At 56.4% G+C, this 23,275-nt stretch carries 25 protein-coding genes; 8 read left to right on the top strand and 17 right to left on the bottom strand.

Annotation, left to right across the window (positions count from 1 at the left end):
- Positions 1-53: 53 nt before the first annotated feature.
- Both M2422_RS04685 and M2422_RS04680 read right to left on the bottom strand, forming a co-directional pair.
- Positions 54-1,250 carry a cell wall metabolism sensor histidine kinase WalK gene (locus M2422_RS04685; protein WP_064672384.1) on the bottom strand — a complete coding sequence of 399 codons (1,197 nt, stop codon included), beginning with the start codon at positions 1,248-1,250 and terminating at the stop codon, positions 54-56.
- Positions 1,247-1,942: a response regulator gene (locus tag M2422_RS04680; RefSeq protein WP_029739347.1), complete on the bottom strand. Its 696-nt coding sequence runs from the start codon at positions 1,940-1,942 to the stop codon at positions 1,247-1,249. Before M2422_RS04680 ends, M2422_RS04685 begins: the two co-directional genes overlap by 4 nt.
- A 124-nt stretch (positions 1,943-2,066) precedes the next feature.
- Here M2422_RS04680 and M2422_RS04675 point away from each other — a divergent pair, with 124 nt between their 5' ends.
- Entirely contained in the window at positions 2,067-2,852 is a 786-nt protein-coding gene (locus M2422_RS04675; protein WP_064672385.1) for a MipA/OmpV family protein, read from the top strand.
- A 12-nt stretch (positions 2,853-2,864) separates the two neighbouring features.
- Here M2422_RS04675 and M2422_RS04670 read toward each other — a convergent pair whose 3' ends face one another.
- The 3 genes from M2422_RS04670 to M2422_RS04660 form a co-directional block, all read right to left on the bottom strand.
- Positions 2,865-3,134, bottom strand: coding sequence for a hypothetical protein (locus tag M2422_RS04670; protein ID WP_064672386.1), 270 nt, complete (start codon positions 3,132-3,134; stop codon positions 2,865-2,867).
- A 52-nt stretch (positions 3,135-3,186) separates the two neighbouring features.
- Complete coding sequence (yajD, locus tag M2422_RS04665) at positions 3,187-3,534, bottom strand: HNH nuclease YajD (protein ID WP_003857471.1); 348 nt, start codon at positions 3,532-3,534, stop codon at positions 3,187-3,189.
- A gap of 77 nt (positions 3,535-3,611) precedes the next feature.
- Positions 3,612-4,505, bottom strand: coding sequence for a PhzF family phenazine biosynthesis protein (locus M2422_RS04660; protein WP_064672387.1), 894 nt, complete (start codon positions 4,503-4,505; stop codon positions 3,612-3,614).
- A 195-nt stretch (positions 4,506-4,700) separates the two neighbouring features.
- Here M2422_RS04660 and M2422_RS04655 point away from each other — a divergent pair, with 195 nt between their 5' ends.
- Complete coding sequence (locus tag M2422_RS04655) at positions 4,701-5,726, top strand: LLM class flavin-dependent oxidoreductase (RefSeq protein ID WP_032657621.1); 1,026 nt, start codon at positions 4,701-4,703, stop codon at positions 5,724-5,726.
- Positions 5,727-5,824: 98 nt separating this feature from the next.
- Here M2422_RS04655 and M2422_RS04650 read toward each other — a convergent pair whose 3' ends face one another.
- Positions 5,825-6,859 carry an AI-2E family transporter gene (locus M2422_RS04650; RefSeq protein ID WP_039262698.1) on the bottom strand — a complete coding sequence of 345 codons (1,035 nt, stop codon included), beginning with the start codon at positions 6,857-6,859 and terminating at the stop codon, positions 5,825-5,827.
- 423 nt (positions 6,860-7,282) lie between these two features.
- Between M2422_RS04650 and mdtJ the strand changes: the two genes are divergently transcribed.
- From mdtJ to M2422_RS04635, 3 genes are all read left to right on the top strand, one after another.
- Entirely contained in the window at positions 7,283-7,645 is a 363-nt protein-coding gene (mdtJ, locus tag M2422_RS04645) for a multidrug/spermidine efflux SMR transporter subunit MdtJ (protein WP_029739354.1), read from the top strand.
- Positions 7,632-7,961: a multidrug/spermidine efflux SMR transporter subunit MdtI gene (gene mdtI / locus M2422_RS04640; protein WP_024909144.1), complete on the top strand. Its 330-nt coding sequence runs from the start codon at positions 7,632-7,634 to the stop codon at positions 7,959-7,961. Before mdtJ ends, mdtI begins: the two co-directional genes overlap by 14 nt.
- 83 nt (positions 7,962-8,044) lie before the next feature.
- The gene (locus M2422_RS04635; protein WP_064672388.1) at positions 8,045-10,207 is read left to right on the top strand and encodes a bifunctional diguanylate cyclase/phosphodiesterase; all 2,163 of its coding nucleotides are present in this window, start codon (positions 8,045-8,047) and stop codon (positions 10,205-10,207) included.
- A 1-nt stretch (position 10,208) separates the two neighbouring features.
- On the opposite strand, the gene M2422_RS04630 is transcribed toward M2422_RS04635, so the two are convergent.
- The 8 genes from M2422_RS04630 to M2422_RS04595 all read right to left on the bottom strand — a co-directional run bounded on the left by M2422_RS04630 (position 10,209) and on the right by M2422_RS04595 (position 16,936).
- Positions 10,209-11,030: a serine protease gene (locus tag M2422_RS04630; RefSeq protein WP_064672389.1), complete on the bottom strand. Its 822-nt coding sequence runs from the start codon at positions 11,028-11,030 to the stop codon at positions 10,209-10,211.
- A gap of 280 nt (positions 11,031-11,310) precedes the next feature.
- Entirely contained in the window at positions 11,311-11,775 is a 465-nt protein-coding gene (gene asr, locus M2422_RS04625) for an acid resistance repetitive basic protein Asr (protein WP_259140115.1), read from the bottom strand.
- A gap of 174 nt (positions 11,776-11,949) precedes the next feature.
- Positions 11,950-12,474, bottom strand: coding sequence for a thioredoxin fold domain-containing protein (locus tag M2422_RS04620; protein WP_226852627.1), 525 nt, complete (start codon positions 12,472-12,474; stop codon positions 11,950-11,952).
- 171 nt (positions 12,475-12,645) lie between these two features.
- Positions 12,646-14,133: a carboxypeptidase M32 gene (locus M2422_RS04615; RefSeq protein ID WP_064672391.1), complete on the bottom strand. Its 1,488-nt coding sequence runs from the start codon at positions 14,131-14,133 to the stop codon at positions 12,646-12,648.
- Between the two features lie 101 nt (positions 14,134-14,234).
- Positions 14,235-14,564: a DUF1493 family protein gene (locus tag M2422_RS04610; protein ID WP_064672392.1), complete on the bottom strand. Its 330-nt coding sequence runs from the start codon at positions 14,562-14,564 to the stop codon at positions 14,235-14,237.
- On the bottom strand, positions 14,564-15,013 hold the full coding sequence (locus tag M2422_RS04605) for an STM2901 family protein (RefSeq protein ID WP_064672393.1): 450 nt from the start codon (positions 15,011-15,013) through the stop codon (positions 14,564-14,566). Before M2422_RS04605 ends, M2422_RS04610 begins: the two co-directional genes overlap by 1 nt.
- A 13-nt stretch (positions 15,014-15,026) precedes the next feature.
- Complete coding sequence (locus M2422_RS04600) at positions 15,027-15,509, bottom strand: type VI secretion system tube protein TssD (RefSeq protein WP_047742055.1); 483 nt, start codon at positions 15,507-15,509, stop codon at positions 15,027-15,029.
- 173 nt (positions 15,510-15,682) lie between these two features.
- The gene (locus M2422_RS04595) at positions 15,683-16,936 is read right to left on the bottom strand and encodes an MFS transporter (RefSeq protein ID WP_219939561.1); all 1,254 of its coding nucleotides are present in this window, start codon (positions 16,934-16,936) and stop codon (positions 15,683-15,685) included.
- A gap of 121 nt (positions 16,937-17,057) precedes the next feature.
- Between M2422_RS04595 and M2422_RS04590 the strand changes: the two genes are divergently transcribed.
- From M2422_RS04590 to bioD, 3 genes are all read left to right on the top strand, one after another.
- Positions 17,058-17,990 carry a LysR family transcriptional regulator gene (locus M2422_RS04590; RefSeq protein WP_064672395.1) on the top strand — a complete coding sequence of 311 codons (933 nt, stop codon included), beginning with the start codon at positions 17,058-17,060 and terminating at the stop codon, positions 17,988-17,990.
- A gap of 94 nt (positions 17,991-18,084) precedes the next feature.
- Entirely contained in the window at positions 18,085-19,305 is a 1,221-nt protein-coding gene (gene mlc / locus M2422_RS04585) for a sugar metabolism global transcriptional regulator Mlc (protein ID WP_023311510.1), read from the top strand.
- 130 nt (positions 19,306-19,435) lie between these two features.
- Entirely contained in the window at positions 19,436-20,131 is a 696-nt protein-coding gene (bioD, locus tag M2422_RS04580; RefSeq protein WP_023311511.1) for a dethiobiotin synthase, read from the top strand.
- Here bioD and clcB read toward each other — a convergent pair.
- The 3 genes from clcB to osmW form a co-directional block, all read right to left on the bottom strand.
- On the bottom strand, positions 20,066-21,376 hold the full coding sequence (clcB, locus tag M2422_RS04575) for a voltage-gated ClC-type chloride channel ClcB (RefSeq protein ID WP_259140112.1): 1,311 nt from the start codon (positions 21,374-21,376) through the stop codon (positions 20,066-20,068). The two genes, bioD and clcB, sit on opposite strands and share 66 nt — an antisense overlap.
- A gap of 102 nt (positions 21,377-21,478) precedes the next feature.
- Entirely contained in the window at positions 21,479-22,627 is a 1,149-nt protein-coding gene (gene osmV, locus M2422_RS04570; RefSeq protein ID WP_064672397.1) for an osmoprotectant ABC transporter ATP-binding protein OsmV, read from the bottom strand.
- Positions 22,627-23,274 (bottom strand): osmoprotectant ABC transporter permease OsmW, encoded by a 648-nt coding sequence (gene osmW / locus M2422_RS04565; protein WP_006808875.1) that lies wholly within the window; start codon positions 23,272-23,274, stop codon positions 22,627-22,629. The genes osmV and osmW overlap by 1 nt, the downstream gene beginning before the upstream one ends.
- Position 23,275: the final 1 nt, after the last annotated feature.

The raw sequence follows: 23,275 nt of genomic DNA, 5'->3' as shown, positions 1-23,275 counted from the left end.
GTTATTAAATGCGCGCTACGTCGAGAAAGATTCGATGTTCTGTCAAGGCTTTATCAAGAGTGAAGATTTTCATTACCGGACGGATGCCAGGGCAATAAAATGCGCACGGCGAGGCCGCCGGTTTCCGGTAATGACGCGCTAATCTCACCCCCATGCGCCTCGCAAATCGCCCGGGCGATGGATAAACCGAGGCCGCTGCCGCCGGAATGCCGCGCGCGGGACTGCTCCTCGCGGCTAAAGCGTTTAAACATTTCCGGTAAGAACTGGGGCGATACCCCCGGCCCGTCATCGGTAAATTCGAGGGTGTAGCGCCCGATGGCGTAGTGCAGCGCCACCTCGAGGTGGCCGCCCTCGCGTCCGTAACGTAGCGCATTTTCCATGAGGATCGTAACGACCTGTCCAAGACGGAACGCATCGCCTCTGAAGGGGCTGGTGCGCGGGTTGCGAAGCGTTATCCGGAAATGATGCGCGTCAGCCTGGGGCATGATCCAGGCAGCCCGCTCCTGAATCAGCTCATCCAGACAAAACGGCTGGTCCTCCAGCACGAGGTTACCCGCGTCGGCGAGCGAGAGAAGGTGAAGCTCATCGGTGAGGCGGTTGAGGTGCTGGAGCTGTTTCATCACCATGCCGAGCTGCGCAGGGCTGGCGTCAAACACGCCGTCTAACATGCCCTGCAGACGCCCGATGGCGGCCGTCAGGGGCGAGCGCAGCTCGTGCGCCATCGCAACGTGCGAGGCGCGGAGCTCTTTTTCATAGCGGGCGAGTTGTCCCGTCATGGAGTTAAAGTCGGTCGCAAAGCTGACCATTTCAGCCGGCGCATCCTTGATAAGTTCCGCCTGGCGGCCAAACTCCCCGTCGGCGACATCCTTTGCCGCATCGCGAAGGCGGCTGAACTGCAGCGCCAGCGGCCGGGCGTGTTTGAGCCCCATCACCACGATAAACGGGATCATCACCAGCACCAGCAGGGCCACCGTGGCCCAGTCGGCTGAGGCGATAGACGGCGTGGAATAGCTCAGGCCCCACCAAGTGTCCACAATCGAGTGGAAGCGGGCCGGATTGGCCTGCGGGTTCTGGCTGAGCGTCAGAAACTCCTGCCGGACCGCCGCTGGCATTTTGCCCATTATCCAGTAGTTCTGTACCGCATAGCGCAGCCACATGCAGGTGGCAATGACGATCACGCTGCCGATAGCCAGCGCCAGGATGCGCGCGCAAATCCAGCGCCACAGAGAGGAGTGCTGATTTTTAATCATGGCTGTCTGAACCTGTAACCCACGCCGCGAACGTTGATCAGCACGCCGGAGATCCCCGCCGCTTCCAGTTTTTTACGCAGGTTATAAATATGGGTGTCCACCACGCGCTCCAGCGCCTCGCTTTCCGGCAGACAGTGCTCCAGTAAATACTGGCGGGAGAACGGGTGCGCCGGAGAACGCAGCAGCGTTGCCAGAAGCGAGAATTCCGTTGGCGTAAGATCGAGCATCACGGGCGCGTCGCCGCCGTTATCCACGCTCGCCACAATGGCGGCCACGTCCACCTCGAGCGTTTGCCAGCGAAGGATCGCTTCGTCCGTCTCTTTTTTACTGCTGCGCCGCAGCACCGCCTGCACCCGAGCTACCACTTCCCCCGGATGATAAGGCTTCACAACGTAATCATCGGCACCGTACCGCAGGGCACCAATACGGTCGGGGGTATCCCCCATGGCCGTGACCATGATCACCGGCACATCGCTTTTACGACGCAGGCCAGCCAGCACCTCGGTGCCGTTAAGCCCCGGCAGCATCACGTCCAGCAGGATGAGGTCGGGCTTCCACCGCTGCGCCATATCCAGTCCGGAATGACCGTCTCCGGTAATGGTCACGTCGTAATTTTCCCGCCGTAAATAGGCCTCGAGCACGCCGGCCGCATCGGCGTCATCTTCAATAATCAGCACTCTTCTGGACAACATCCGTTCACCTTGACCATTTCTTAACACTATCCCGACGATTCATTGATTCAGCCAAATCATACTGCGCCCACATTGTGTGGCCGCCCCCGTATCAGGAGGCGCCAGCGTCCGTATGGAGAGCAGTATGATAGCGATAAAAAAAGTCCTGTATATGTCCGTCCCGCTTCTGATGGCCGTGGCTTCCGGCGCGCAGGCGGATGATGGCTCCGCGTCCGATTCCTTAACCGTCGGGCTGGGGGGACAGTATGCCCCACGTTACTCAGGCTCAGACAAGCAGGTGTGGCAGGTGGTTCCGGTGCTGCAGGGTCGTAAAGGCGCTTTCTTTATTGATGCGCAAAAAGGGGTGGGATATGACCTGCAAAAAGACAGCGGCTGGTATTTCGAACACACGCTGGGCTACGACTTCGGAAGGGCTGATAAAAATTCTGGCTGGCGTGAGGGCGCAAACAATCTGAAAGGAATGGGGGACATTGATGCCACCCTGAATACCGGCCTTGCCGTCGGCTGGCAGGCCACGCCATGGCTGAGTATGGAAGGCAAAGCGACGCTGCCGTTAACGGACAGCCAGGGGGGAAGCTATCAGGCTTCCGTTACGCTAATCCCGGTACAAAATAATCAGGACACGGTCGCCTTTCAGTCTGCGGCCCTGTTTGGCGACAGCCGTTATCTGAATACCTGGTATGGGGTCAGCGAGCAGCAGAGCCGCCGCACCGGCTATCGCCGCTATGCTGCGCCGGGAGGATTCTATGGCGTCGACACCAGCCTGACCTGGAGCCATCAGTTCGATGCCCACTGGGGAACGGTTCTGAGCGCGGACTATACCTGGCTGGGCGACCATGCGAATAACAGCCCGATCGTGATGCGGCGCAATGAGGGGGCTGCAACCGCCGCTATCACCTGGACATTTTAACCAGGGAGAGGGTCAGTCAAAGAGTCCCTTAATAAGCATCCAGAAAAGTGAGAGCACGCAGAGGAGTTGTACCGTTCGCAATGACCACAGCTGAAAACGCCATTGATATAGCTCCCGGGCATCGGCTTCTGCAATCGGGCCAGCGGCATCAGCAGCTTTTTTCCCTGGGCGGCGCAGAAAATCATGGCACAGCCAGACCAGAAGTATGAGGCAAAGTATTCTCGTGAAAAGTAAACCGTAGGCGGTATAAAACATATCCCAGTAGCAGCGGAGGGTGTCCATGGCCTTTATCCTTTCCTGAGCCGCCCATACGGCAGGTATGGGCGGTGAAAGATTATTTCTTCTTATCCATCATCGCTTTTAAATCGGCAAACGGGTTAAACGTGGCGACGCCTACGTCTTTTTGCGCGTCTTCCCCGGCGACCACGGTGGTGCCGTACTGATCCGCTTCGGTGTATTTCGAATGTTCGTGGTCGTGGCAAAACAGGCACAACAGCTCCCAGTTGCTGCCATCTTCCGGGTTGTTGGTATGGTCGTGATCGATATGATGAACCGTGAGTTCACGCAGATTGGAATAGACAAACTCGCGCGAGCAGCGTCCGCAGACCCAGGGATAGATTTTTAATGCTTTTTCGCGATAGCCGCTTTCCAGCCGCGCGTAGTTTTTGGGGATCAAAGCCATTGCCGGTTTTACCTGTGATAAAAATAGTTTGCCAATATAGCCCATCGGGTGCCGTAAAGGTAAACGCCATTGCTCCGTTAGAGTGAAAATGCGCCTTCAAGCGTAATCACACATTTTCCCCCTACGCGAACCACCGCCTTTCCTGACGAGGCATCGTATCCCGCGAACAGCACGCTTGCTCGCCCCATATCAACGCCCTGACTGACGTTAAGGTTAAGCGTCGTTTTATTGCGGTGCAACGCCAGCAGCGCCGTTGTAGCGGCGGTCGCGCTACCTGTTGCAGGATCTTCTGTCATGCGGGGAGTAAACATGCGGGCCTGCATATCGTGAGGTTCATCGGGATCCGTATCCAGGGTATAGGCATAGAGGGAAACCGCGCCATCCAGCGGTAACGTTGCGCGAAAACCCTGTAAATTCGGCACGCACCGACGAAGCGCCTCGCGAGAAGCCAGCTCGGCTATCAGGAAGGGCAGACCTACCGACGCGACAACAGGCATATGTACCGCGGTACGGATATCTTCTGCGTTCAGGGATAAGCAGGCAGCCACGCTTTCCGGGCTTACTTCAGAGCGGCAGGAGAGTGCCTCAGGCACCAGGAGTTCTGCGCCAGTCACGGTATCGTTGTCACGCAGCAGGCGTACTGGCACCAGACCGGCTATTTCCTCGAAGTGCAGCGTTTCAGGCAGGGGCTGATGATTCATCGCGGCGTGATAGGCCAGCACGTACGCAGTTCCAACATTCGGGTGCCCGGCGAAGGGGATCTCGCGCGAGGGCGTAAAAATTCGCACGCGTGCCGTACTGGAGGGATTGTCTGGCGGCAGAACGAACGTGGTTTCGCTGTAGCCAAATTCAACGGCGACCTGCTGCATTTGTGCTTTGCTCATACCCTCCGCATCGAGTACGACGGCGACAGGGTTACCCTGAAACGGGGTGTCAGTAAAAACATCCGCAACAACATAGCGTCTCTTCATTTTCTGTCCGGTGTAAAAATCCTGACATAGAGTAGTAACGTTAAATCAAACCGATAACCAGCCGTTTTTTACCTGACGGACCTGAAAAAAATTCAATCAATTTATTTGAATTATTCCGTTAAATAAACGGCATTTATTCTTACCGGGTAATGCGTAAAGTGTATAGAACGCAAAGCATTATCAGGACACATGGTTATGAAAAAGATCGGGTTTTTATCCTTTGGTCACTGGACGCCTTCACCGCAGTCCGGCACGCGCTCGGCGGCAGACACGCTGCTGCAGTCCATTGATTTAGCCGTGGCGGCTGAAGAGCTGGGGGCAGACGGCGCCTATTTCCGCGTGCACCATTTCGCCCGACAGCTGAGCTCGCCGTTTCCTCTGCTGGCGGCCATTGGCGCAAAAACGAAAACCATCGAAATCGGTACCGGCGTAATTGACATGCGCTATGAAAACCCGATGTACATGGCCGAAGACGCGGGCGCGGCGGATCTGATTTCCGGCGGTCGTTTGCAGCTTGGCATCAGCCGCGGCTCGCCGGAGCAGGTCATTGATGGCTGGCGTCATTTCGGCTATGTCCCGCAGGAAGGGGAAGACGAATCGGATATGGCGCGCCGTCATACCGAGGTGCTGCTTGAGGTGCTGCGCGGTGAAGGGTTTGCCAAACCCAATCCGCAGCCTATGTTCCCGAATCCGCCGGGGCTGCTGCGCCTGGAGCCGTATTCTGAAGGGCTGCGCGAGCGTATCTGGTGGGGCGCCGGTTCGAATGCGACGGCCGTATGGGCCGCAAAGCTGGGAATGAACCTGCAAAGTTCAACCCTGAAGGACGATGAAACCGGCGAGCCGTTCCATATTCAGCAGGCAAAACAGATCCGCGCGTACCGTCAGGCCTGGAAAGAGGCAGGGCATACGCGCCAGCCGCGGGTGTCGGTCAGCCGCAGCATTTTTGCGCTAATGGACGACCGCGACCGGATGTATTTCGGTGCCAGCCGCAACGACAGCGATAGCGTGGGCTACCTTGATGAGAAAACGCGCGCGATCTTCGGGCGCAGCTATGCGGCGGAGCCGGACAAGCTGATTGAACAGCTGAAAAAGGACGACGCGATTGCCGAAGCCGATACGTTATTACTGACCGTGCCGAACCAGCTCGGTGTGGATTACAATGCGCACGTAATTGAATCCATTCTCAAACACGTCGCACCGGCAATGGGCTGGCGCGAGTAGTTGGCACGCAAGGATAGCGCGTGGCGTGATTCTCAATCTGTAACTATCCGGGCGCTTATCGCGAAGACTGGAGGGGCAATACGTCCCTCCTGTCAGCGCTATTTGTGGCTCATATCGCTCAGCAGCACGGCGATAGTTTGCCCGCCCGCCGTCTGTTCCAGGGCAATCTTGACGATAATGGTTAGCGGGACGGAGAGCAGCATCCCAACGGGCCCGAGAAGCCAGCCCCAGAAAATCAGGGACAAAAAGACCACCAGCGTGGAGAGTCCCAGCCCCCGACCCATCATGCGTGGCTCAAGAATATTACCGAACACCAGGTTGATGACCAGATAGCCGGCCAGCAGGATCAGCGCGTCATAAAGCCCGCTGAAAACCAGCACCTGGAGGATAGGGGGGATCGCCGCCAGCACGGAGCCGATGTTGGGAATATAGTTAAGCGCAAACGCCAGTAACCCCCAGACAAACGCAAAGCGAACGTCCAGCGCCAGAAGCATTCCCCAGACAACACCGCCCGTGACCAGGCTAATCGCCGTTTTCAGCACCAGATAGCGGGAGACGCTGTCCAGCGCGCGTTGGATCGCTCCCATTCCTTCAACCGGACGGACCATCATCTGCTGCAGCTTTGCCGGCAGCTGCGGCACCTCCAGCAGCATAAACACCACCGTTAAAAACAGCAGGAAAATGGAGGTCATGGCATTGGAAAGCTGCGCCAGCAGGCTGGTGACGATCGTCATGGCCGCGTTGGGGTCGATATATTTCAGGAGTTCCTCAACCGAGACTTCGATACCCGCGCGCTGCAGCCAGGGTTCCAGCTGCAGCAGCGGTATCGCCAGCGAAGAGCGGTACTTCGGCAGAGTTCGCGCCAGTTCATTGAGCGAGGTCCCCAGATACGCCACCAGCAAGACCATCGCCACAATGATGATGCTGATAAGCAGCGTAATCGCCAGCACGCGCGGGATGCGTAGCCGCGTCATGCGCTGCACCAGCGGGTTAAGGATCACCGCAACAAACAGGGCCAGAATAAAAGGCACAATAATGTCAGCGGCAAAACGAACGCCCGTCAGTATGATCACCAGCATGCCCAGCATGATGACAATTTTTAACCCGTTCAGGGTAATAATGGGTTTAGCCATGGTGACTCCGAATTTTTCTTTATATTTATAATAAAGGTGAAAGGCGTTGCAATAAACTAACCAAAATCAAACGGTATGGGTAAAGAATTGCAAAGACTTTGAGTAAAATCCTGGCTTATGGTACAAATCTGGTGTGTTTAACTACCGAGGACAATTTTCATCCGCAAAGACGAGAAGCAACAACGCGGATAATTGTAATTTTATGGACAATATGTTCAGGACGTACTCTTCAAACAATACCGCTGTATACTCCACCTCCTTCTGCCTGCTTTCTGGTGAGCAACACTGGCGCACCGCACTATAGTCACGTCTTCTGCCTGAGCTGGCGCTAAGCGCTTAGCTATCTGATTTCAATTCGTTTTTTTTTGGGTTTGCTGCACGCAGTGAGCCATGATGGATTATATTCTCAAGCAGGAGAAAAACATGTTTTACTGGATCCTATTAGCGCTGGCTATCATCGCTGAAATTACCGGCACGCTGTCTATGAAATGGGCAAGCGTCAGCGATGGCAATACCGGTTTTATTTTGATGCTGGTGATGATTTCGCTTTCTTATATTTTCCTCTCGTTTGCGGTGAAAAAAATTGCGCTGGGCGTCGCGTATGCACTGTGGGAAGGGATCGGTATTTTGTTGATTACGCTGTTCAGCGTGCTGATATTTGACGAAACATTAACAACAATGAAGGTCGCCGGATTAACGACGCTGGTCGCGGGTATTGTGCTGATTAAATCGGGTACCCGTAAGCCTGGCAAACAGCAGAAGGAGCAGAACCATGCAACAGTTTGAGTGGGTTCATGCGGCATGGCTGGGGCTCGCCATCGTGCTGGAGATTCTGGCGAACGTTCTGCTGAAATTCTCGGATGGTTTTCGCCGTAAACTCTACGGCCTGATGTCGATTGCCGCGGTTCTGGGGGCGTTCAGCGCGCTGTCCCAGGCGGTAAAAGGGATCGATCTTTCGGTGGCCTATGCGCTGTGGGGCGGTTTTGGTATCGCCGCTACCCTGGCCGCTGGCTGGGTACTCTTCGGCCAGCGCTTAAACAACAAGGGCTGGATGGGGCTCATCTTGCTGCTTGCCGGCATGATCATGATAAAACTCGCCTGACAGACCTCTCGCCATGATTTACAGGCAGCGAAATTCGCTGCCTGTATTACGCTTAGAAAAGCAAAACATGAAGAGGATGGCTGATGTATCGCACATTAAGCTGGCGCAATATTCCCAATGCGAGAACGTTGTTTGCCCTGGTCTTCATGGCGGGCATCGGCTTAATCATCTCCATCGTCGCACTGCTCTATCTATCCCTGCATCTTATCAGCACGAAAACCAATGAAATTGATGAACACCGCACGGCGCTTTCCGTGCAGGGGTCTATTCAGACATCGGTTAACCGCGTCTCCTCTCTGGTGCTTGATAACGCCGTCTGGGACGATGCGGTGCGGGAGGCCTACCGTCCCACGCTCGATACCGACTGGCTGTACAACACCTGGGGTACGGGCTTTAAAATCAATAACCTCTATGACGGCACCTTCATGCTGGATGAGCATTTCAACGTCCTCTGGGGATCGTTTCAAAGCCGGCCCTTTAACGAAAAAAACCTCGACTTCTTTGGTAAAGGCCTCAAAGCGCTTATCGACCAGCACGGGCGCGAGCTTGCGGGCGAAAAAAATATCTATGCGGGGATCAGCCAGACGCGCAACGGCGTGGCCTTTGTCGGCATTGGGCTGATTCGCCCGATGGTCGGCAGCTTACAGGTCCACGACGGAACGCGCCGCTATCTGGTGATTACCCGCCATCTGAATGCCAGAATATTATCCGACCTGGGCGGCACCTTTCAGATCGATAACCTCCATTTTACCCCAGGCAAAATCAACGATCGCAGTATGCCGCTGCACAGTGCGGCAGGGGAGTTAGTCGGATATCTGAACTGGCAGGCGCGGCTCCCGGGCGCACAGGCCGCCCGGGCGGCATCGTCTGATATCAGGCAGATTGTGGTGCTGGTGTCGGGGCTGATTCTGCTCTTCATTCTGGTGAGCAGCGTGGGGCTGTACAAACTCGCGCGCGGCGAAAGCCAGGCGCGTCTGGTTGCAAGAACGGACTGGCTAAGCCATCTGCCGAACCGGCGCGCGCTTATCGAGACGCTTGATCGGGTGCGTTTACGCGGCGATACCGACGTCAAAAGCGTGGTGTTTATCGATCTGGACGGTTTTAAAGATGTGAATGACATCTACGGCCACAGCGTGGGTGACGACCTCATCGTGGCGATAGCAAAAACGCTGAATGAACGCGTGCCGCCGGGCGGGATGCTGGCGCGCATGGGCGGGGATGAGTTTGCCATGACCATCGGTGGAGATGATGCAGAGGCGCAGGCTACCGCCTTTGCCGTTTCCGTGCTGGATTTTCTCACCACCCCGGTTCAGCTGGGGGAACGCACCATCCATATCGGTGCCAGCATCGGCATCGCCAGCGGAACCCTGACGGAATGCAACAGTTCCGAACTGTTTCGCCGTGCCGATATTGCCATGTATCACGCCAAAATGAGCGGGAAAGGGCGTATTACCCACTACGACGCGGAGCTGAACAGCGTCCGGGAACGCAAGCTGGCGATTGAAAATCAGATCCGCAGCGGTCTGGAGCGCGATGAGTTTGAGGTCTGGTATCAGCCGATCGTTGACGCCCGCAGTCAGACAATGAGCAGCGTCGAAGCGCTGGTCCGCTGGCCACGTCGCCCGGAGGGGCCGCTGGGTCCGGATACCTTTATCGCCATTGCGGAGACCAGCGGTCTGATTTACAAGCTGGGTCAGTTCGTATTGCAGCGAGCATGTGAGGATCTACAGCCGTACGGTGAATTAAAGCTCTCCGTGAATATCTCCCCCGCGCAATTTCGCGATCCTGCCTTCGAAGAAAAAGTGGCCAGCGTGCTGGAGAGCACCCGTTTCCCGGCCAACCGGCTGCAGCTTGAGGTTACGGAGTCGTATGTACTGGAAAATCCGGAGCGAGCCCGCATGGCGATAGCGAATCTTAAAGCGCTGGGTACGGCGGTGGCGCTGGATGACTTTGGCACCGGCTATTCCAGCATTGGCTATTTGCGGCGTTTTAACTTCGACACCATCAAGATCGATAAATCCCTGGCCGGGCTGGTGGATAACGATGAACAGGCGGCCGCGCTGGTGAGCGGTACGGTGCGGATCGCCAATGCGCTGGGCATGGCGGTGGTGGCAGAAGGGGTGGAAACCGAGAAGCAAATGAAACTGCTGCGGCTGGCTGGCTGCGATCAACTGCAGGGTTTTTGGTTCAGCCAGCCGATGCCAATTGAGTCAATCAAAGCGTTACGTAAGGTCAGACGCTGCTGATTTACTGCTGCGCCAGCGTTTCCAGCTGGTCGCGGAAACCGGTAACGGACAAGGCGCGGTTATCGGCGCGCCACCGGTCTTTTGCCGCCGGCGCAGAGCTCTGGACACCAATCAACTGCCAGCCATTGTCGGTTTTCAGCATCAGCGGCGAACCACTGTCACCCGGCAACGTATCGCACTGATGCGAGAGTACGCTGGTTTGCGCCCAGCCCGTCACAATACAGTCGCTGTGCGTATAAAGCGTATCCAGATGATCGACAGGATAGCCTGACTGCGTCACCTTTCGGTCGGCGGCTTTCAGCGCGGCGGTGAGAGCGGCCTTGTCGCCGTCAAATAACGGTAGAGGCGTAATGCCCGAAGGCGGGTAGCGTAAAACGATCAGGCCAAAATCCCATGAGGCGGCCGCCGGTGGCACGATCCAGCCGTCGCCATCCGGCTTCAGGCGTTTGCCGAGAGACGGATCGACCCGTCCTTCAATGCCGTGGATTTCATAGCGCCAGGTCCCTTTTTGCGACACAAACCGCAAGGCAACCGCTTTATCCGGCTTGCCGTTTGGCGGCGTTAACAGGCAGTGACCTGCCGTCAGGGCAAGCTGCGGGGTGATCAGCGTCGCGGTGCATAAGTTACCGCTGGCGGTTTCCAGTTGACCTATAGCATCCCAGGGGGCCTGGGTGGGATCGGCGACGCGCGTACGATCGTCATGACCGAAAAAAAGCGTCTTTAGCTCTTTCGCGCTAATGGTGTCATCACCGCCATCATCCGCATGTGAGAATCCAGAAAAAAGACCAAACGTTCCCAGTAACAACACAACAGATTTACGCATATTACACTCTGGTGGGGGTAATTATGATTATTAAAAGTGAACCCTATGAAAATACTATAGACGGGACAGCGCTAAAGTGGGAGTAAAATCAGCGTGCTACAATCAGGAAAGATAAAAATGGCTGGCGATGAGCGCGCATAAAATAAGCAGGATAAGAATCAGCTCAAACCGATAGCGTCGCAGCATACGCCCTCCGGAAATAAAAAAACGGCGCGGAACCTGTTCCGGTTCAGCGCCGGTTTACCAACGTGCCCCGAAGGGCACGGTTAAGCTTGTACTCTTACGCAGCTGGCTGTGCAGCTGGTTTAGCAGCTTCGTGTTTTACTGCTTTTTTGTGATGCTTTTTAGCAGCCTGAGCTTTCTGTTCTACAGCCGGTTTGGTCGCTTTTTTGTGGTGCTTTTTAGCAGCCTGCGCTTTCTGCTCTACAGCCGGTTTAGCGGCTTTTTGGTGGTGCTTTTTAGCAGCCTGCGCTTTCTGTTCTACAGCCGGTTTAGCGGCTTTCTTGTGGTGCTTTTTGGCAGCCTGAGCTTTCTGCTCGGTTGGTGCTGCGGTTGCTGGTGCAGCGGCTTCTTTTTTCGCTGCAGCTTTGTGATGTTTCTTATGGTGAACCGCTTTTGCTGGCGCAGCGGTGGTGGTTGCAGCAGGCGCGGCAGCCGGTGCGGCAGTTGCGGTAGTGTCAGCAGCAAATGCAGCAGAAGACAGACCCATAGCAGCGGCAACAACCAGAGCTAATACTTTATTCATTCTCATACCCTCGAATTTGGTTTTTCATTTAACCCCACTGCGGGGCCGTTGAAATAACTATATCCCTGTAAATTCGAGGTTTCCGTGAGTGATTGGTATCGGTGTGTAACGGAATGTACAGAGGGGAGGAAAGTGTACGAACAGGCCAAACGCCGCTGCTCGTACGGGCCTCTGTTATTTGTTCAGTGTGGCCAGAATAGCCGCCGGAGACTGGCTGCCTATAATCGACCGTGATTCAGGCTCGATCACCACCATTACCGGGGTGATGCTAATGCCCAGTCGTTCTGCCAGTGCAGATTGCCGTGCGATCAGATCGGAGCAGGCTGTGGTGGTGTCGTTATCCGGTAAAAATCCTGCCATCGCTTGTTGCAGGCTTTTGACCTTATCGGTTGAACACCAGACGCGCCCCATATCTTCAATTACCGAGTCGCGAATGGCGTTGGGCGCAACGGTCAGAAACGACATCGTCAAACCGGCATCCGTATATTGCTTAACGTTTTTCACTACGTTGCTGCAGTAAATGCACTGATTATCAATAAACACCAGCAGCTTATATTTTTCAGCAGGAGCCTGAAACGTGATGGGCTGGAGGTCTGCAAGAGAGCGGGTAATATCGTTGAACGCGTCTTGCGGGGTAGTATCCGTGGCTGCGAAAGTACTTAAACTGGTCGCACACAGAATGGCTAACATCGTTTTCATTATGCCTTTCATCATTCATCCCTTTATTTTTTTAATCCTGACCTGATGGCAGTCTAATTGTGTCGGAAGGACACGCATTCATACACCCGACACAATCATGACAACATGTGCTAAATCATATTCTTATTGAAAAGGGTGAGAAGAGTGCCGGAGCAGGCTCCGGCAGAGGGATTAAAGATAACGGGAGGTCAGATGTTCGCGGAAGTAACGGATATTCAGATCTTCGCCCGTCGCCTGGGTGATTAATTGCGACGTGCTGAAGCGGCTGCCGTGCTGCCAGATGTTCTGACGCAGCCACTCAAAGAGTGCGGAAAAATCGCCTTCAGCGATGGAGGCCTGCAGACCCGGCAGTGCGGTTCGGGCGGTATGGAACAGCTGCGCGGCGTACATAGCGCCAAGGGTGTATGACGGGAAGTAACCAAAACCGCCGTCGGTCCAGTGGATGTCCTGCATACAGCCGTTGCGGTAGTTGTCTTTGGTGGATAATCCGAGCCAGGCCTGCATTTTCTCGTCCCACAGGGCGGGAATATCGTCCACCTCGATCTCGCCGTTGATCAGCGCACGCTCAATCTCATAGCGCAGCACCACGTGTGCCGGGTAGCTCACTTCGTCCGCATCGACGCGGATATAGCCAGGCTTCACGCGCTGGTTCCAGGCAATGAAGTTCTCTTCGCTGAACGCCGCCTGGCTGCCAAAGCGGGCGTGTACCGCAGGGAGAAGATGCCTGAGGAAGGCTTCACTGCGCCCCAACTGCATTTCAAAGAACAGGCTCTGTGACTCATGGATCGCGGTTGAGCGCGCCAGGGCAACCGGCTGTCCTGCCCACGCGCGCGGCAGGTTTTGTTCGTAGCGGGCGTGTCCAGTTTCGTGGATCACGCCAAACAGCGCGCTGAGCAGCTCATCTTCGTCATAGCGCGTGGTGATGCGCACGTCTTCCGGGACGCCGCCGCAGAATGGGTGTGCGCTCACGTCCAGGCGACCGCCGTTAAAATCGAAGCCAAGCATCTTCATGGCTTCCAGGCCCAGCTCACGCTGTGTTGCCGTCGGGAAGGGGCCTTGCGGCGGAATAAACGACCGTTGAGCCTGCTTTTCCACCACGTTTGCCAGCAGGTCCGGGAGCCAGGATTTCATATCGCCGAACAGAACGTCCAGACGCGCGCTGGTCATGTCGGGTTCAAAAATGTCCAGCAGCGCGTCGTACGGCGTACAGCCTTTGGCTTCGGCCCGCAGGCGAGCCTCTTCGCGGCTGAGTTTGACCACCTCTTTCAGGTTGGCGGAAAAACCCTGCCAGTCGTTAGCGGGGCGCTGAGTACGCCAGGCGTGTTCACACTTGCTGCCCGCCAGGGATTTGGCTTCCACCAGCGATTCCGGCAGCAGAGTGGCCTGCTGGTAGTGGCGCGTCATTTCGCGCAGGTTGGCCTGTTCGACATCATTCGGATCTTCACCTGCCGCCGCCGCTAACAGGTCGCCGACTTTTTTATCGGTCAGGATCTGATGCTGCAGGACGCTCATCTCCGCGAGTGCTTCACCGCGCGCGGCGCTGCCGCCCGGCGGCATCATCGTGAACATGTCCCAGCTGGCGATGGAGGAGAGGTGGGAGAAGCGGGAGAGACGTTGGAATGTGCGGGTGAGTGCTTGATAAGCCGATGATTTTTCCATTCTTGTTCTTCCTTATCGTTTTGGGAGTATTGAGGGAGTGTATCGCGAATTATGGAGGATTAGTGCACTTTTGATGCAAGGGGCGCGAAGCCCCTTATTAGTCAGTCGTAGAGCCACTTTCCTGCTTTTGCCGACTCTGCAAACATTCTTACGGTCAACGGTATGCGGGTTGCCTCAATTCCTTCCCGCTTTAACCTGAACCAGCGCTTTAACAAGGGCGTATTCTGCCAGGGAAAATAGCGAGACCAATCCACACCAGACAAATCGACGTTGAACTCTTTCTCGTATCGGGTTAATGCATCGTGTAGGTCATCGCCCGGTGAATCGAATAAATCAGAATCCAGTTCCAGGGGAACTTCTTTCCAGTCGTTATCCAGATAACCAGGAATTTCATCCCGAAACATAAATAACACGTCGTCTACGATGCTCATTAGAAAGATGTCCACGCTATGCGGTCTTTTGGTCGTGCAATCAAATTGTATTTCTCTCGTGTACGCGTTGAAACTCGATGAAGAGTCAGTGCAAGTGAGGCCCATCCAAGCCAGGGGATATACCGACCAATTACCGCTGCGAGTTTGTTAGTTGGCTGCATCCTGACTCCCACGGGAGTGGGAATTTTAATCCCGAAAGGAAGACGAGCGTCCCGTAAAATTATTCGCGCGTACTTAGAAACAACGCTTGTCCCCAGGATAGCGCCTTCAGGTTTTGCCCGAGTACTTAGCCACGGTTGTCCGCCCAAAATAGCCGCGCCTGAAACGGCATCTATCCCCAACTCCATACAAAACTCCTCAAGAAAAATGATCTCAAGTAACTCGCCCGGAGTAACGTCTGAATGACCTCTGTAGAAATAGGTTCCGTTAATCTCTTCCGTAGTATCCATACCAGTACCCCAGTTACGCTGTCGCCCGTTCATTCCATGCGTCAGAGAAAATGATATTGCCGTCGTTATGTTTCCACGTAATTTTCTCATAGCGCAATTCAACCGTTTCGAGGTGGTTGTTATTATTGTCGCCCGGCGCAGCCATTGCAGGTGATACTGAAACAATCCGCACGCCTTCCAGAAGAATATTGAAATACTCCGCTTCAAGACCTGCGTCATTAATCTTGTAGAATTTAAGTTCGGCTTTTTGCAGAGCCTGACCTGTCGCGACCGCTTTGTAGAGATAGGGTGATGAGTAATCAAATTCCTTTACGATCATCATTGGGGAGTGGATGCGTTTACCCGTAGGTTTACCCGTCAGGTTATCGGTTGGCGTCGAAAGATTGTGGTGAAATCCTTTGAACTCAATGCTGTATTCCCTGTGCTGCACATCACAACCGCCTTTGATAAGCGCACCACCGTCATCGAACAACCACATATTGCCTGGAATGGCCATTTTAAAATCCCTCTTTTCATACGATGAAGTCGATGAGCTTACAGAGAGAGGGAAGAGAGCTGAATGCACAAAATGGTTATAAAGAATTCGTTTTACTTAATACTGAATTAAGTTTAGCTAACATGAGAAACGCGCCCCCGTACATTAGCTGATATGCGGGGGATAGCGTTTGTTTATTTCAAACGCTGATGCAGGCTTCTCCCCACCAGCAGCGCCGCGCACAGCATCAGCGCGATAAACCCGCCCACGCCGTTCCAGCCGTAGTTATGCCAGAACACGCCGCCGAGGGTCCCGGCGATGCTGGAGCCCAGGTAATAGCTGAACAGATACAGCGATGATGCCTGGCCTTTGGCGCGACGCGCGCGCGGGCCAATCCAGCTGCTGGCGACCGAGTGGGCGGCGAAGAACCCGGCGGAGAAGAGCAGCATCCCGGTAAAGATGAACCACAGCGAGGATAATAGCGTCAGCAGCAGGCCGAGTAACATCACGCCCGTGAATACCAGCAGTACCGGCCCGCGTCCATAGCGTGCGGTCATCGCCCCGGCTTTCGGTGAGCTCCACGTGCCGGTGAGATAGGCCACAGAAAGCAAACCGACAACGGCCTGATTCAGATGCCACGGCGAGAGCATCAGGCGGTAGCCAATATAGTTAAACAGCGTGACGAAGGCACCCATCAGCAGGAATCCCATCAGAAACAGTCGCGGGAGCCCTTTGTCGCGCCAGTGCAGGCGGAAGTTGATAAACAGCGTTTTCGGGCGCAGCGATGTCGGGCGGAAATGACGCGATTCCGGCAGAATTTTCCAGAACATCAGGGCTGATGCCAGCGCAAAACATCCGATTACCGCCAGCGCAATACGCCAGTTAAAGAAGTCCGTAAACACCCCGCTCAGCAGGCGTCCGCTCATTCCGCCAATCGAGTTCCCGCTGATGTAAAGCCCCATAGAGAAAGCAACAAAGCTCGGGTGGATCTCCTCGCTGAGGTAGGTCATCCCGACCGCCGCCACGCCGCTGAGCGAGAGCCCAATCAGCGCGCGCATCACCAGAATACCGTGCCAGCTGGTCATCATGGTCGAGAGTAACGTACAGACCGACGCCAGCATCAGCGCGGTTACCATCACCGGTTTACGGCCAATGGCGTCGGACAGCGGCCCGGTAAAGAGCAGGCCTATCGCCAGCATGCCGGTAGAAACAGAGAGCGAAACGCTGCTGCTGGCAGGCGATACGCCAAACTCATGAGAGAGAACGGGCAGGATCGGCTGAACGCAATAGAGCAGGGCGAAGGTCGCCAGACCGGCGGAAAAGAGCGCCAGCGTGACGCGCATAAATTGGGGGGTACCACGTTTAATGAACTGGACCGGCTGCGGTGCTGCGGGTAAATCATTGATATCGCTGGCCGGATCGATATCAATAGTCGTTGTACGGCTCACACAATTTCCTTGCTTAAACATCCCCGTGATTTCTGGTGACGGGTATGACCACCTGTTCAGGGTAGGAAAATGTAAATATTCTGTCTAATATATTAATAATCTCAAATGATACTTTAAAAATATGAATATCGAGCTGCGTCATCTTCGCTACTTTGTCGCCGTCGCCGAGGAGCTGCATTTTGGCCGCGCGGCGGCACGGCTGAATATCTCTCAGCCACCGTTAAGCCAGCAGATTCAGATCCTGGAGCAGCAGGTCGGGGCGCGCCTTCTGGCCCGCACCAACCGCAGCGTGAGCCTGACGGCGGCGGGTAAGCAGTTCCTGATCGACAGCCGACAAATTCTGAGCATGGTCGATGACGCCGCCGCCCGTGCTGAACGGCTCTATCTCGGGGAAGCCGGAGAGCTTCGGATCGGGTTTACCTCGTCCGCGCCGTTTATCAGCGCCGTCTCGGAGACCCTTTCGTCATTTCGTCGCCACTTTCCGGATGTTCACATTCAGACGCGCGAAATCAACACCCGCGAGCAGATTGCGCCGCTGAATGAGGGTTCGCTGGATCTGGGGCTGATGCGTAACACCCAGCTGCCGGACACGCTGGCGTGGGAGGTGATCCTGCGCGAACCGCTGATGGCTATGATCCCGCACGATCACCCGCTGGCGTCGCGTCCGTCGGTTTCGCTGGCAGAGCTGGCAAAAGAGCCGTTTGTCTTTTTTGACCCGCAGGTCGGGACGGGCCTGTATGACGATATCCTGGGGTTGATGCGCCGCTACGATCTTGCCCCGGTCATCACCCAGGAAGTAGGGGAAGCGATGACCATCATCGGCCTGGTCGCGGCCGGTCTGGGCGTGTCTATTCTTCCGGCCTCCTTTAAGCGGGTGCAACTGCGCGAAATGCGCTGGGTGACCATCGCCGAAGAGGATGCCGTTTCCGAAATGTGGCTGGTGTGGTCAAAACACCGTGAACAGAGCCATGCCGCACAGCGCTTCAAACAGCAGCTAATGAGCGCCTCTGCCGGGCGGCATTTTCACGTAAAAGAGGGTAAAAATGTGCGGTAAATCACATGGCTAAGTAAATATTTGACGACGGCCATGCAAGTGCTTCACCATAGCAAACAGTTTATTTCGAAGCTCGAAAATAAGGGAGTACGAGGTGGTTGCTGATAGTCAGCCAGGGCATATCGATCAGATTAAGCAGACCAACGCTGGCGCGGTGTATCGCCTGATTGATCAGCTTGGTCCGGTTTCGCGTATCGATCTTTCGCGCCTGGCACAACTGGCACCTGCCAGTATCACCAAGATTGTCCGCGAGATGCTGGAAGCGCACCTGGTTCAGGAGACGGAAATTCAGGAGCCGGGCAGCCGCGGCCGTCCGGCAGTCGGGCTGGTGGTTGAAACGGAAGCGTGGCACTACCTGTCACTGCGCATCAGCCGGGGGGAGATCTTCCTTGCGCTGCGCGACCTGAGTAGCAAGCTGGTGGTGGAAGACCGTCTTGAACTGCCGCTCAACGCGGAGGAACCGCTCCTCGACGCGATTGTCTCGCATATCGATCACTTCTTTATCCGCCATCAGCAGCGGCTTGAACGCTTAACCGCGATTGCCATCACCATGCCGGGCATTATTGATACCGAAAACGGTATTGTTCACCGCATGCCGTTTTACGACGATGTCAAAGAGATGCCACTGGGCGAGGTGCTGAAAAACCATACCGGCGTACCGGTCTATATCCAGCATGACATCAGCGCCTGGACAATGGCGGAAGCGCTGTTTGGCGCGTCGCGCGGCGCGCGGGATGTGATTCAGGTGGTCATCGACCATAACGTCGGGGCGGGCGTGATTACCGACGGACGTCTTCTCCACGCCGGGAGCAGTAGCCTGGTGGAAATCGGTCATACCCAGGTCGACCCGTACGGCAAGCGCTGCTACTGCGGAAACCACGGCTGTCTGGAGACCATTGCCAGCGTGGAAAGCGTGCTGGAGCTTGCGCAGGTCCGGCTCAGCCAGTCCATGAGCTCCTCGCTGCACGGACAACCCCTGACGGTGGATTCCCTCTGCGCCGCCGCGCGCCAGGGCGATTTGCTGGCGAAGGACATTATTACCGGCGTGGGGAATAACGTTGGCCGTATACTGGCCATTATGGTGAACCTCTTCAATCCGCAAAAAATCCTTATTGGCTCACCGCTGAGCCAGGCGGCGGAGATCCTCTTCCCGGCGATTTCGGCCTGCATCCATCAGCAGTCGCTTCCCGCCTACAGCAAAAATATTGCGGTAGAAAGCACCCAGTTTTCCAACCAGGGAACCATGGCCGGCGCGGCGCTGGTCAAAGATGCCATGTATAACGGCTCGCTGTTGATCCGCCTGCTGCAGGGTTAACTCTTTTCCGCAGATGTAAGAAAAATTGCGCTATCTCAAGCCGGGTAGCGCACGCATCCCGTAGACTTCCTCCACTGAATTATTTACCTGGTTTATATTTTCGAAGCATACCCAAGAGGTGGAGTGAGTCATGCTTAAGCGTTTCTTTGTTACTGGTACTGATACCTCTGTCGGCAAGACCGTCGTATCCCGCGCATTGCTGCAGGCGCTGGCAGCAAGCGGTAAACGCGTGGCAGGGTACAAACCGGTCGCAAAAGGCAGTAAAGAGACGCCAGAGGGATTGCGTAATAAAGACGCCCTGGTGCTGCAAAGCGTCTCGTCGCTGGAACTGCCTTATCACGCGGTCAATCCCATTGCGTTAAGCGAAGAGGAGAGCAGCGTAGCGCACAGCGGCCTGATTAATTATCCCCTGTTGTCCGACGGCCTGGCGAACCTGAGCGAAAAGGTGGACCACGTGGTGGTGGAAGGGACGGGCGGCTGGCGCAGCCTGATGAATGATTTGCGCCCGCTGTCTGAATGGGTCGTACAGGAACAGCTTCCGGTGGTAATGGTGGTGGGTATCCAGGAAGGGTGCATCAACCACGCGCTGCTGACGGCGCAGGCGATCGCCAATGATGGCCTGCCGCTGATTGGCTGGGTGGCAAACCGCATTAACCCGGGCCTGGCGCACTACGCCGAGATCATCGACGTGCTGAGCAAAAAGCTGCCCGGGCCGCTGGTGGGTGAACTGCCTTATCTGCCCCGCGCCGAGCAGCGCGAGCTAGCGCAGTACATCGATCTCTCTGCCCTCGGTGGCGTGTTGACCGTAGACCGAGTCGTGGCGTAACGTCCGCGACAGCACGGACGCCACCACGCAGGCGACCAGCAGGCCGGGCAGTAAAAAATACTGCCCGGTCATTTCACAGACCATCAGCGCCGACATAATGGGCGCATGCGTGGTGGCGGCAAGTAGCGTTGCCATCCCCGCCAGCCCCAGCAAAATCGCCGTCTCAGAGCCCGGTAGCCACAGCGCGAAAAGCTGCGCGAACAGCATTCCTGTTGCCATACCGACAAACAGCGTAGGCGTAAACACCCCACCGGGCGCGCCCGATCCGCTGCTCGCCAGTACCGCCAGCAGTTTACAGATGAACACCCCGGCAATCACCGACAGCAGCGGCGGGGCGAGCAGAAAAGCCTGAACCACGCTGTAGCCATTCCCCCACACCTTCGGCGTGAGAAGAGACAGCAGCCCGACGATCGCACCGCCCAGCGCTAATTGCCACGGCGGCGAAAGCTTGAGGCGCAGGAAAAGCCCGTGGCTGACGTCCATCAGCCACATCAGCAGCGGTCCGCAGAGGCCCGCCACCAGCCCCATCGCGACGAGAAGAGCATAATCGGCCGCGGTAAGGAGGCCGCCCAGATGGACCGCGTAGAGCGTACCCGCGCCCGGAGCCAGGAGCTGAGTGGTGAGAAGCGCCACCACCGCCGCAATCACCACGGGGCCGAGCGAGGCCAGCATCAGCGTGCCAAACAGAATTTCCGCGATGAACAGGCTTCCGGCTAAGGGCGCGTGATAGGCGCTGGCCATCCCGGCGGCGGCACCGCAGGCTATCCATAATTTCCATTCGGATTTGGGCGTAAAGCGCCGGGCGAAAAGGGAGGCGGCGAGGGCGGCAAGCAGGATCATCGCCCCTTCACGCCCGATGGCGCTTCCGCTGGCCACGACCAGCAGCGAGGCAAGGGATTTCACAAGGCTGGCGCCGTAGTCAAACTGGCCGTCTCCGGTCTCCAGCGCTTCCATGTAATCGGTGGGGGCATGAGGCCGCTGCGCGGTCAGACGCTGCCATCCCCAGAGCAGCAGTCCGGCAGCCAGCCCACCCAGCGCTGGCGTCAATGCGCGTCGCCAGGGCGAGAGCGACGCGGCCGCATTCACCAGGCTGCCGCTGTCGTTGCTGAGAAGCAGCCACTCCAGCAGGTACATGCTGTGGCGGAATACCGCAACGGCGAGCGCGGCCAGCACGCCGGTGACGGTGGCAATCAGCAGGCGACGAAACATCGCGCGGATATCGGGGTAGGTATGAAGACGTTGCATGGGTCGCGTTTTAACGGGGACGATACGATATTGTGGCGGGAAATCGCGGGGTTAGCAAAAGGTCTGCGTGCGAAAAAGCCGGGCGATGCCCGGCCAGAAAGGTTAGCTGTCGCTATGAATATTCAGCGCCCGGCGCGTGCGTCCGGAGCTCAGGTACTCGGCAATATAGTCCTGCGAAATCTCGCCGTTGTAGCGACCGTCCTCATCAACAATCGGCATCCAGCTGGTATTACTCTCATACAGACGTGAAAGCACCACGCGCAGGTTGTCTTCCGCCTTGCCGGTCATGCGGAACGGATGGAGAATGTCGGCGCAGGTACCGCTGGCGTTACGCGCTTCGCGACGCTTCACAAAGCCCAGCGGTTTGCCGTGCTCGTCAACCACCGTAACGGCCCGAATGTCATTATCATCCATGGTCGCAAAGGCTTCGGGAAGCGGAGTAGAGCCCCGCACCGTAATGGTCGGCTGCTGGTCAGTCACGTCGCCCGCCGATACCAGCAGCAGGCGCTTCAGCGTCCGGTCCTGACCGACAAACGAGCCGACAAACTCATTCGCCGGTTTCGCCAGCAGCTCATCCGGGCTGGCGCACTGCACGATTTTCCCCTGACGGAACACCGCAATACGGTCGCCGAGCTTCAGGGCTTCGTCGATATCGTGGCTGACCAGCATGACGGTTTTTTTCAGCTTGCGCTGCATCTCCAGGAACTGGTTCTGGATCACCTCGCGGTTGATCGGGTCCACCGCGCCGAAGGGTTCATCCATCAGCAGTACCGGAGGATCCGCCGCCAGGGCGCGGATGACGCCGATACGCTGCTGCTGGCCGCCGGACATCTCGCGCGGGTAGCGGTTGAGGAACTTATGCGGATCCATCGCCACCATATCCATCAGCTCTTCGGCGCGGGTTTTGCAGCGCGCTTTATCCCAGCCCAGCATGCGCGGCACGACGGTGATGTTCTCTTCGATGGTCATGTTAGGGAACAGGCCAATCTGCTGGATAACGTAGCCAATGTTGCGGCGCAGGGTGACGGTGTCCATCCCGCTGGTGTCTTCACCGTTGATCAGGATTGTCCCGCTGCTTGGGGTAATGAGGCGGTTAATCATCTTCAGGGTGGTGGTCTTCCCGCAGCCGGAGGGGCCGAGCAGGACGCACATTTCCCCTTCGGGTACGGTCAGGTTAACGTTGTCGACGGCCTTAAAGGACTGGCCGTGCTTCTGTGAAAATTGTTTGGTGAGGTTTTCCAGTTTTATCATTATCGAATCCCCTTTGGAGTCAGAACCACCTGCAGACGGTGCAGCAGCCAGTCGAGCACAATCGCTAAAAGACAAATCATCAGCGCGCCCGCAATCAACATGCGAATATCGCTTCCGCCAATGCCGTTGAGCAGCAGCAGGCCCAGCCCGCCCGCGCCGATTACGGCGGCAATCGCCATCACGCCGATATTCATCACCACTGCGGTGCGGATCCCGCCGAAAATCACCGGCAGCGCCATCGGGATTTCAACCCAGCGCAGACGCTGCCAGAAGGTCATGCCGATGCCGCGTCCGGCTTCGCGCAGGCCCGGCGGCAGGCTGTCGAGCGCCGTATGGGTATTACGCACAATCGGCAGCAGCGAGTAGAGAAATACCGCCGTAATTGCGGGCAGGGCGCCAATACCCTGACCGATCAGCGAAAACAGCGGGATCATCAGGCCAAACAGGGCGATGGACGGAATGGTCAGCACGATGGTTGCAATCCCCAGCACCGGCGTTGCCAGCCACTTATGGCGGACAATCAGAATCCCCAGCGGTACGCCGATGATGATGGCTAAACCTACGGCCAGCGCCACCAGCCACAGGTGCTGAAGGGTGAGGGTTAAGAGGTAATCCCAGTTGTCCAGAATGTAGTGAATCGTCTCCATA

Source organism: Enterobacter sp. SLBN-59 (assembly GCF_024807915.1).
Taxonomy (GTDB): Bacteria; Pseudomonadota; Gammaproteobacteria; order Enterobacterales; family Enterobacteriaceae; genus Enterobacter; species Enterobacter asburiae_B.
Note: the sequence above shows the minus strand (reverse complement) of the source record. Positions and strands in the feature narration are given on the sequence as shown.

Bases quoted from the DNA above. Each gene is read 5' to 3' on its own strand.
- M2422_RS04685 (WP_064672384.1), bottom strand. From the start codon at position 1,250: ATGATTAAAAATCAGCACTCCTCTCTGTGGCGCTGGATTTGCGCGCGC.
- M2422_RS04680 (WP_029739347.1), bottom strand. From the start codon at position 1,942: ATGTTGTCCAGAAGAGTGCTGATTATTGAAGATGACGCCGATGCGGCC.
- M2422_RS04675 (WP_064672385.1), top strand. From the start codon at position 2,067: ATGATAGCGATAAAAAAAGTCCTGTATATGTCCGTCCCGCTTCTGATG.
- M2422_RS04670 (WP_064672386.1), bottom strand. From the start codon at position 3,134: ATGGACACCCTCCGCTGCTACTGGGATATGTTTTATACCGCCTACGGT.
- yajD (WP_003857471.1), bottom strand. From the start codon at position 3,534: ATGGCTTTGATCCCCAAAAACTACGCGCGGCTGGAAAGCGGCTATCGC.
- M2422_RS04660 (WP_064672387.1), bottom strand. From the start codon at position 4,505: ATGAAGAGACGCTATGTTGTTGCGGATGTTTTTACTGACACCCCGTTT.
- M2422_RS04655 (WP_032657621.1), top strand. From the start codon at position 4,701: ATGAAAAAGATCGGGTTTTTATCCTTTGGTCACTGGACGCCTTCACCG.
- M2422_RS04650 (WP_039262698.1), bottom strand. From the start codon at position 6,859: ATGGCTAAACCCATTATTACCCTGAACGGGTTAAAAATTGTCATCATG.
- mdtJ (WP_029739354.1), top strand. From the start codon at position 7,283: ATGTTTTACTGGATCCTATTAGCGCTGGCTATCATCGCTGAAATTACC.
- mdtI (WP_024909144.1), top strand. From the start codon at position 7,632: ATGCAACAGTTTGAGTGGGTTCATGCGGCATGGCTGGGGCTCGCCATC.
- M2422_RS04635 (WP_064672388.1), top strand. From the start codon at position 8,045: ATGTATCGCACATTAAGCTGGCGCAATATTCCCAATGCGAGAACGTTG.
- M2422_RS04630 (WP_064672389.1), bottom strand. From the start codon at position 11,030: ATGCGTAAATCTGTTGTGTTGTTACTGGGAACGTTTGGTCTTTTTTCT.
- asr (WP_259140115.1), bottom strand. From the start codon at position 11,775: ATGAATAAAGTATTAGCTCTGGTTGTTGCCGCTGCTATGGGTCTGTCT.
- M2422_RS04620 (WP_226852627.1), bottom strand. From the start codon at position 12,474: ATGAAAACGATGTTAGCCATTCTGTGTGCGACCAGTTTAAGTACTTTC.
- M2422_RS04615 (WP_064672391.1), bottom strand. From the start codon at position 14,133: ATGGAAAAATCATCGGCTTATCAAGCACTCACCCGCACATTCCAACGT.
- M2422_RS04610 (WP_064672392.1), bottom strand. From the start codon at position 14,564: ATGAGCATCGTAGACGACGTGTTATTTATGTTTCGGGATGAAATTCCT.
- M2422_RS04605 (WP_064672393.1), bottom strand. From the start codon at position 15,013: ATGGATACTACGGAAGAGATTAACGGAACCTATTTCTACAGAGGTCAT.
- M2422_RS04600 (WP_047742055.1), bottom strand. From the start codon at position 15,509: ATGGCCATTCCAGGCAATATGTGGTTGTTCGATGACGGTGGTGCGCTT.
- M2422_RS04590 (WP_064672395.1), top strand. From the start codon at position 17,058: ATGAATATCGAGCTGCGTCATCTTCGCTACTTTGTCGCCGTCGCCGAG.
- bioD (WP_023311511.1), top strand. From the start codon at position 19,436: ATGCTTAAGCGTTTCTTTGTTACTGGTACTGATACCTCTGTCGGCAAG.
- clcB (WP_259140112.1), bottom strand. From the start codon at position 21,376: ATGCAACGTCTTCATACCTACCCCGATATCCGCGCGATGTTTCGTCGC.
- osmV (WP_064672397.1), bottom strand. From the start codon at position 22,627: ATGATAAAACTGGAAAACCTCACCAAACAATTTTCACAGAAGCACGGC.
- osmW (WP_006808875.1), bottom strand. From the start codon at position 23,274: ATGGAGACGATTCACTACATTCTGGACAACTGGGATTACCTCTTAACC.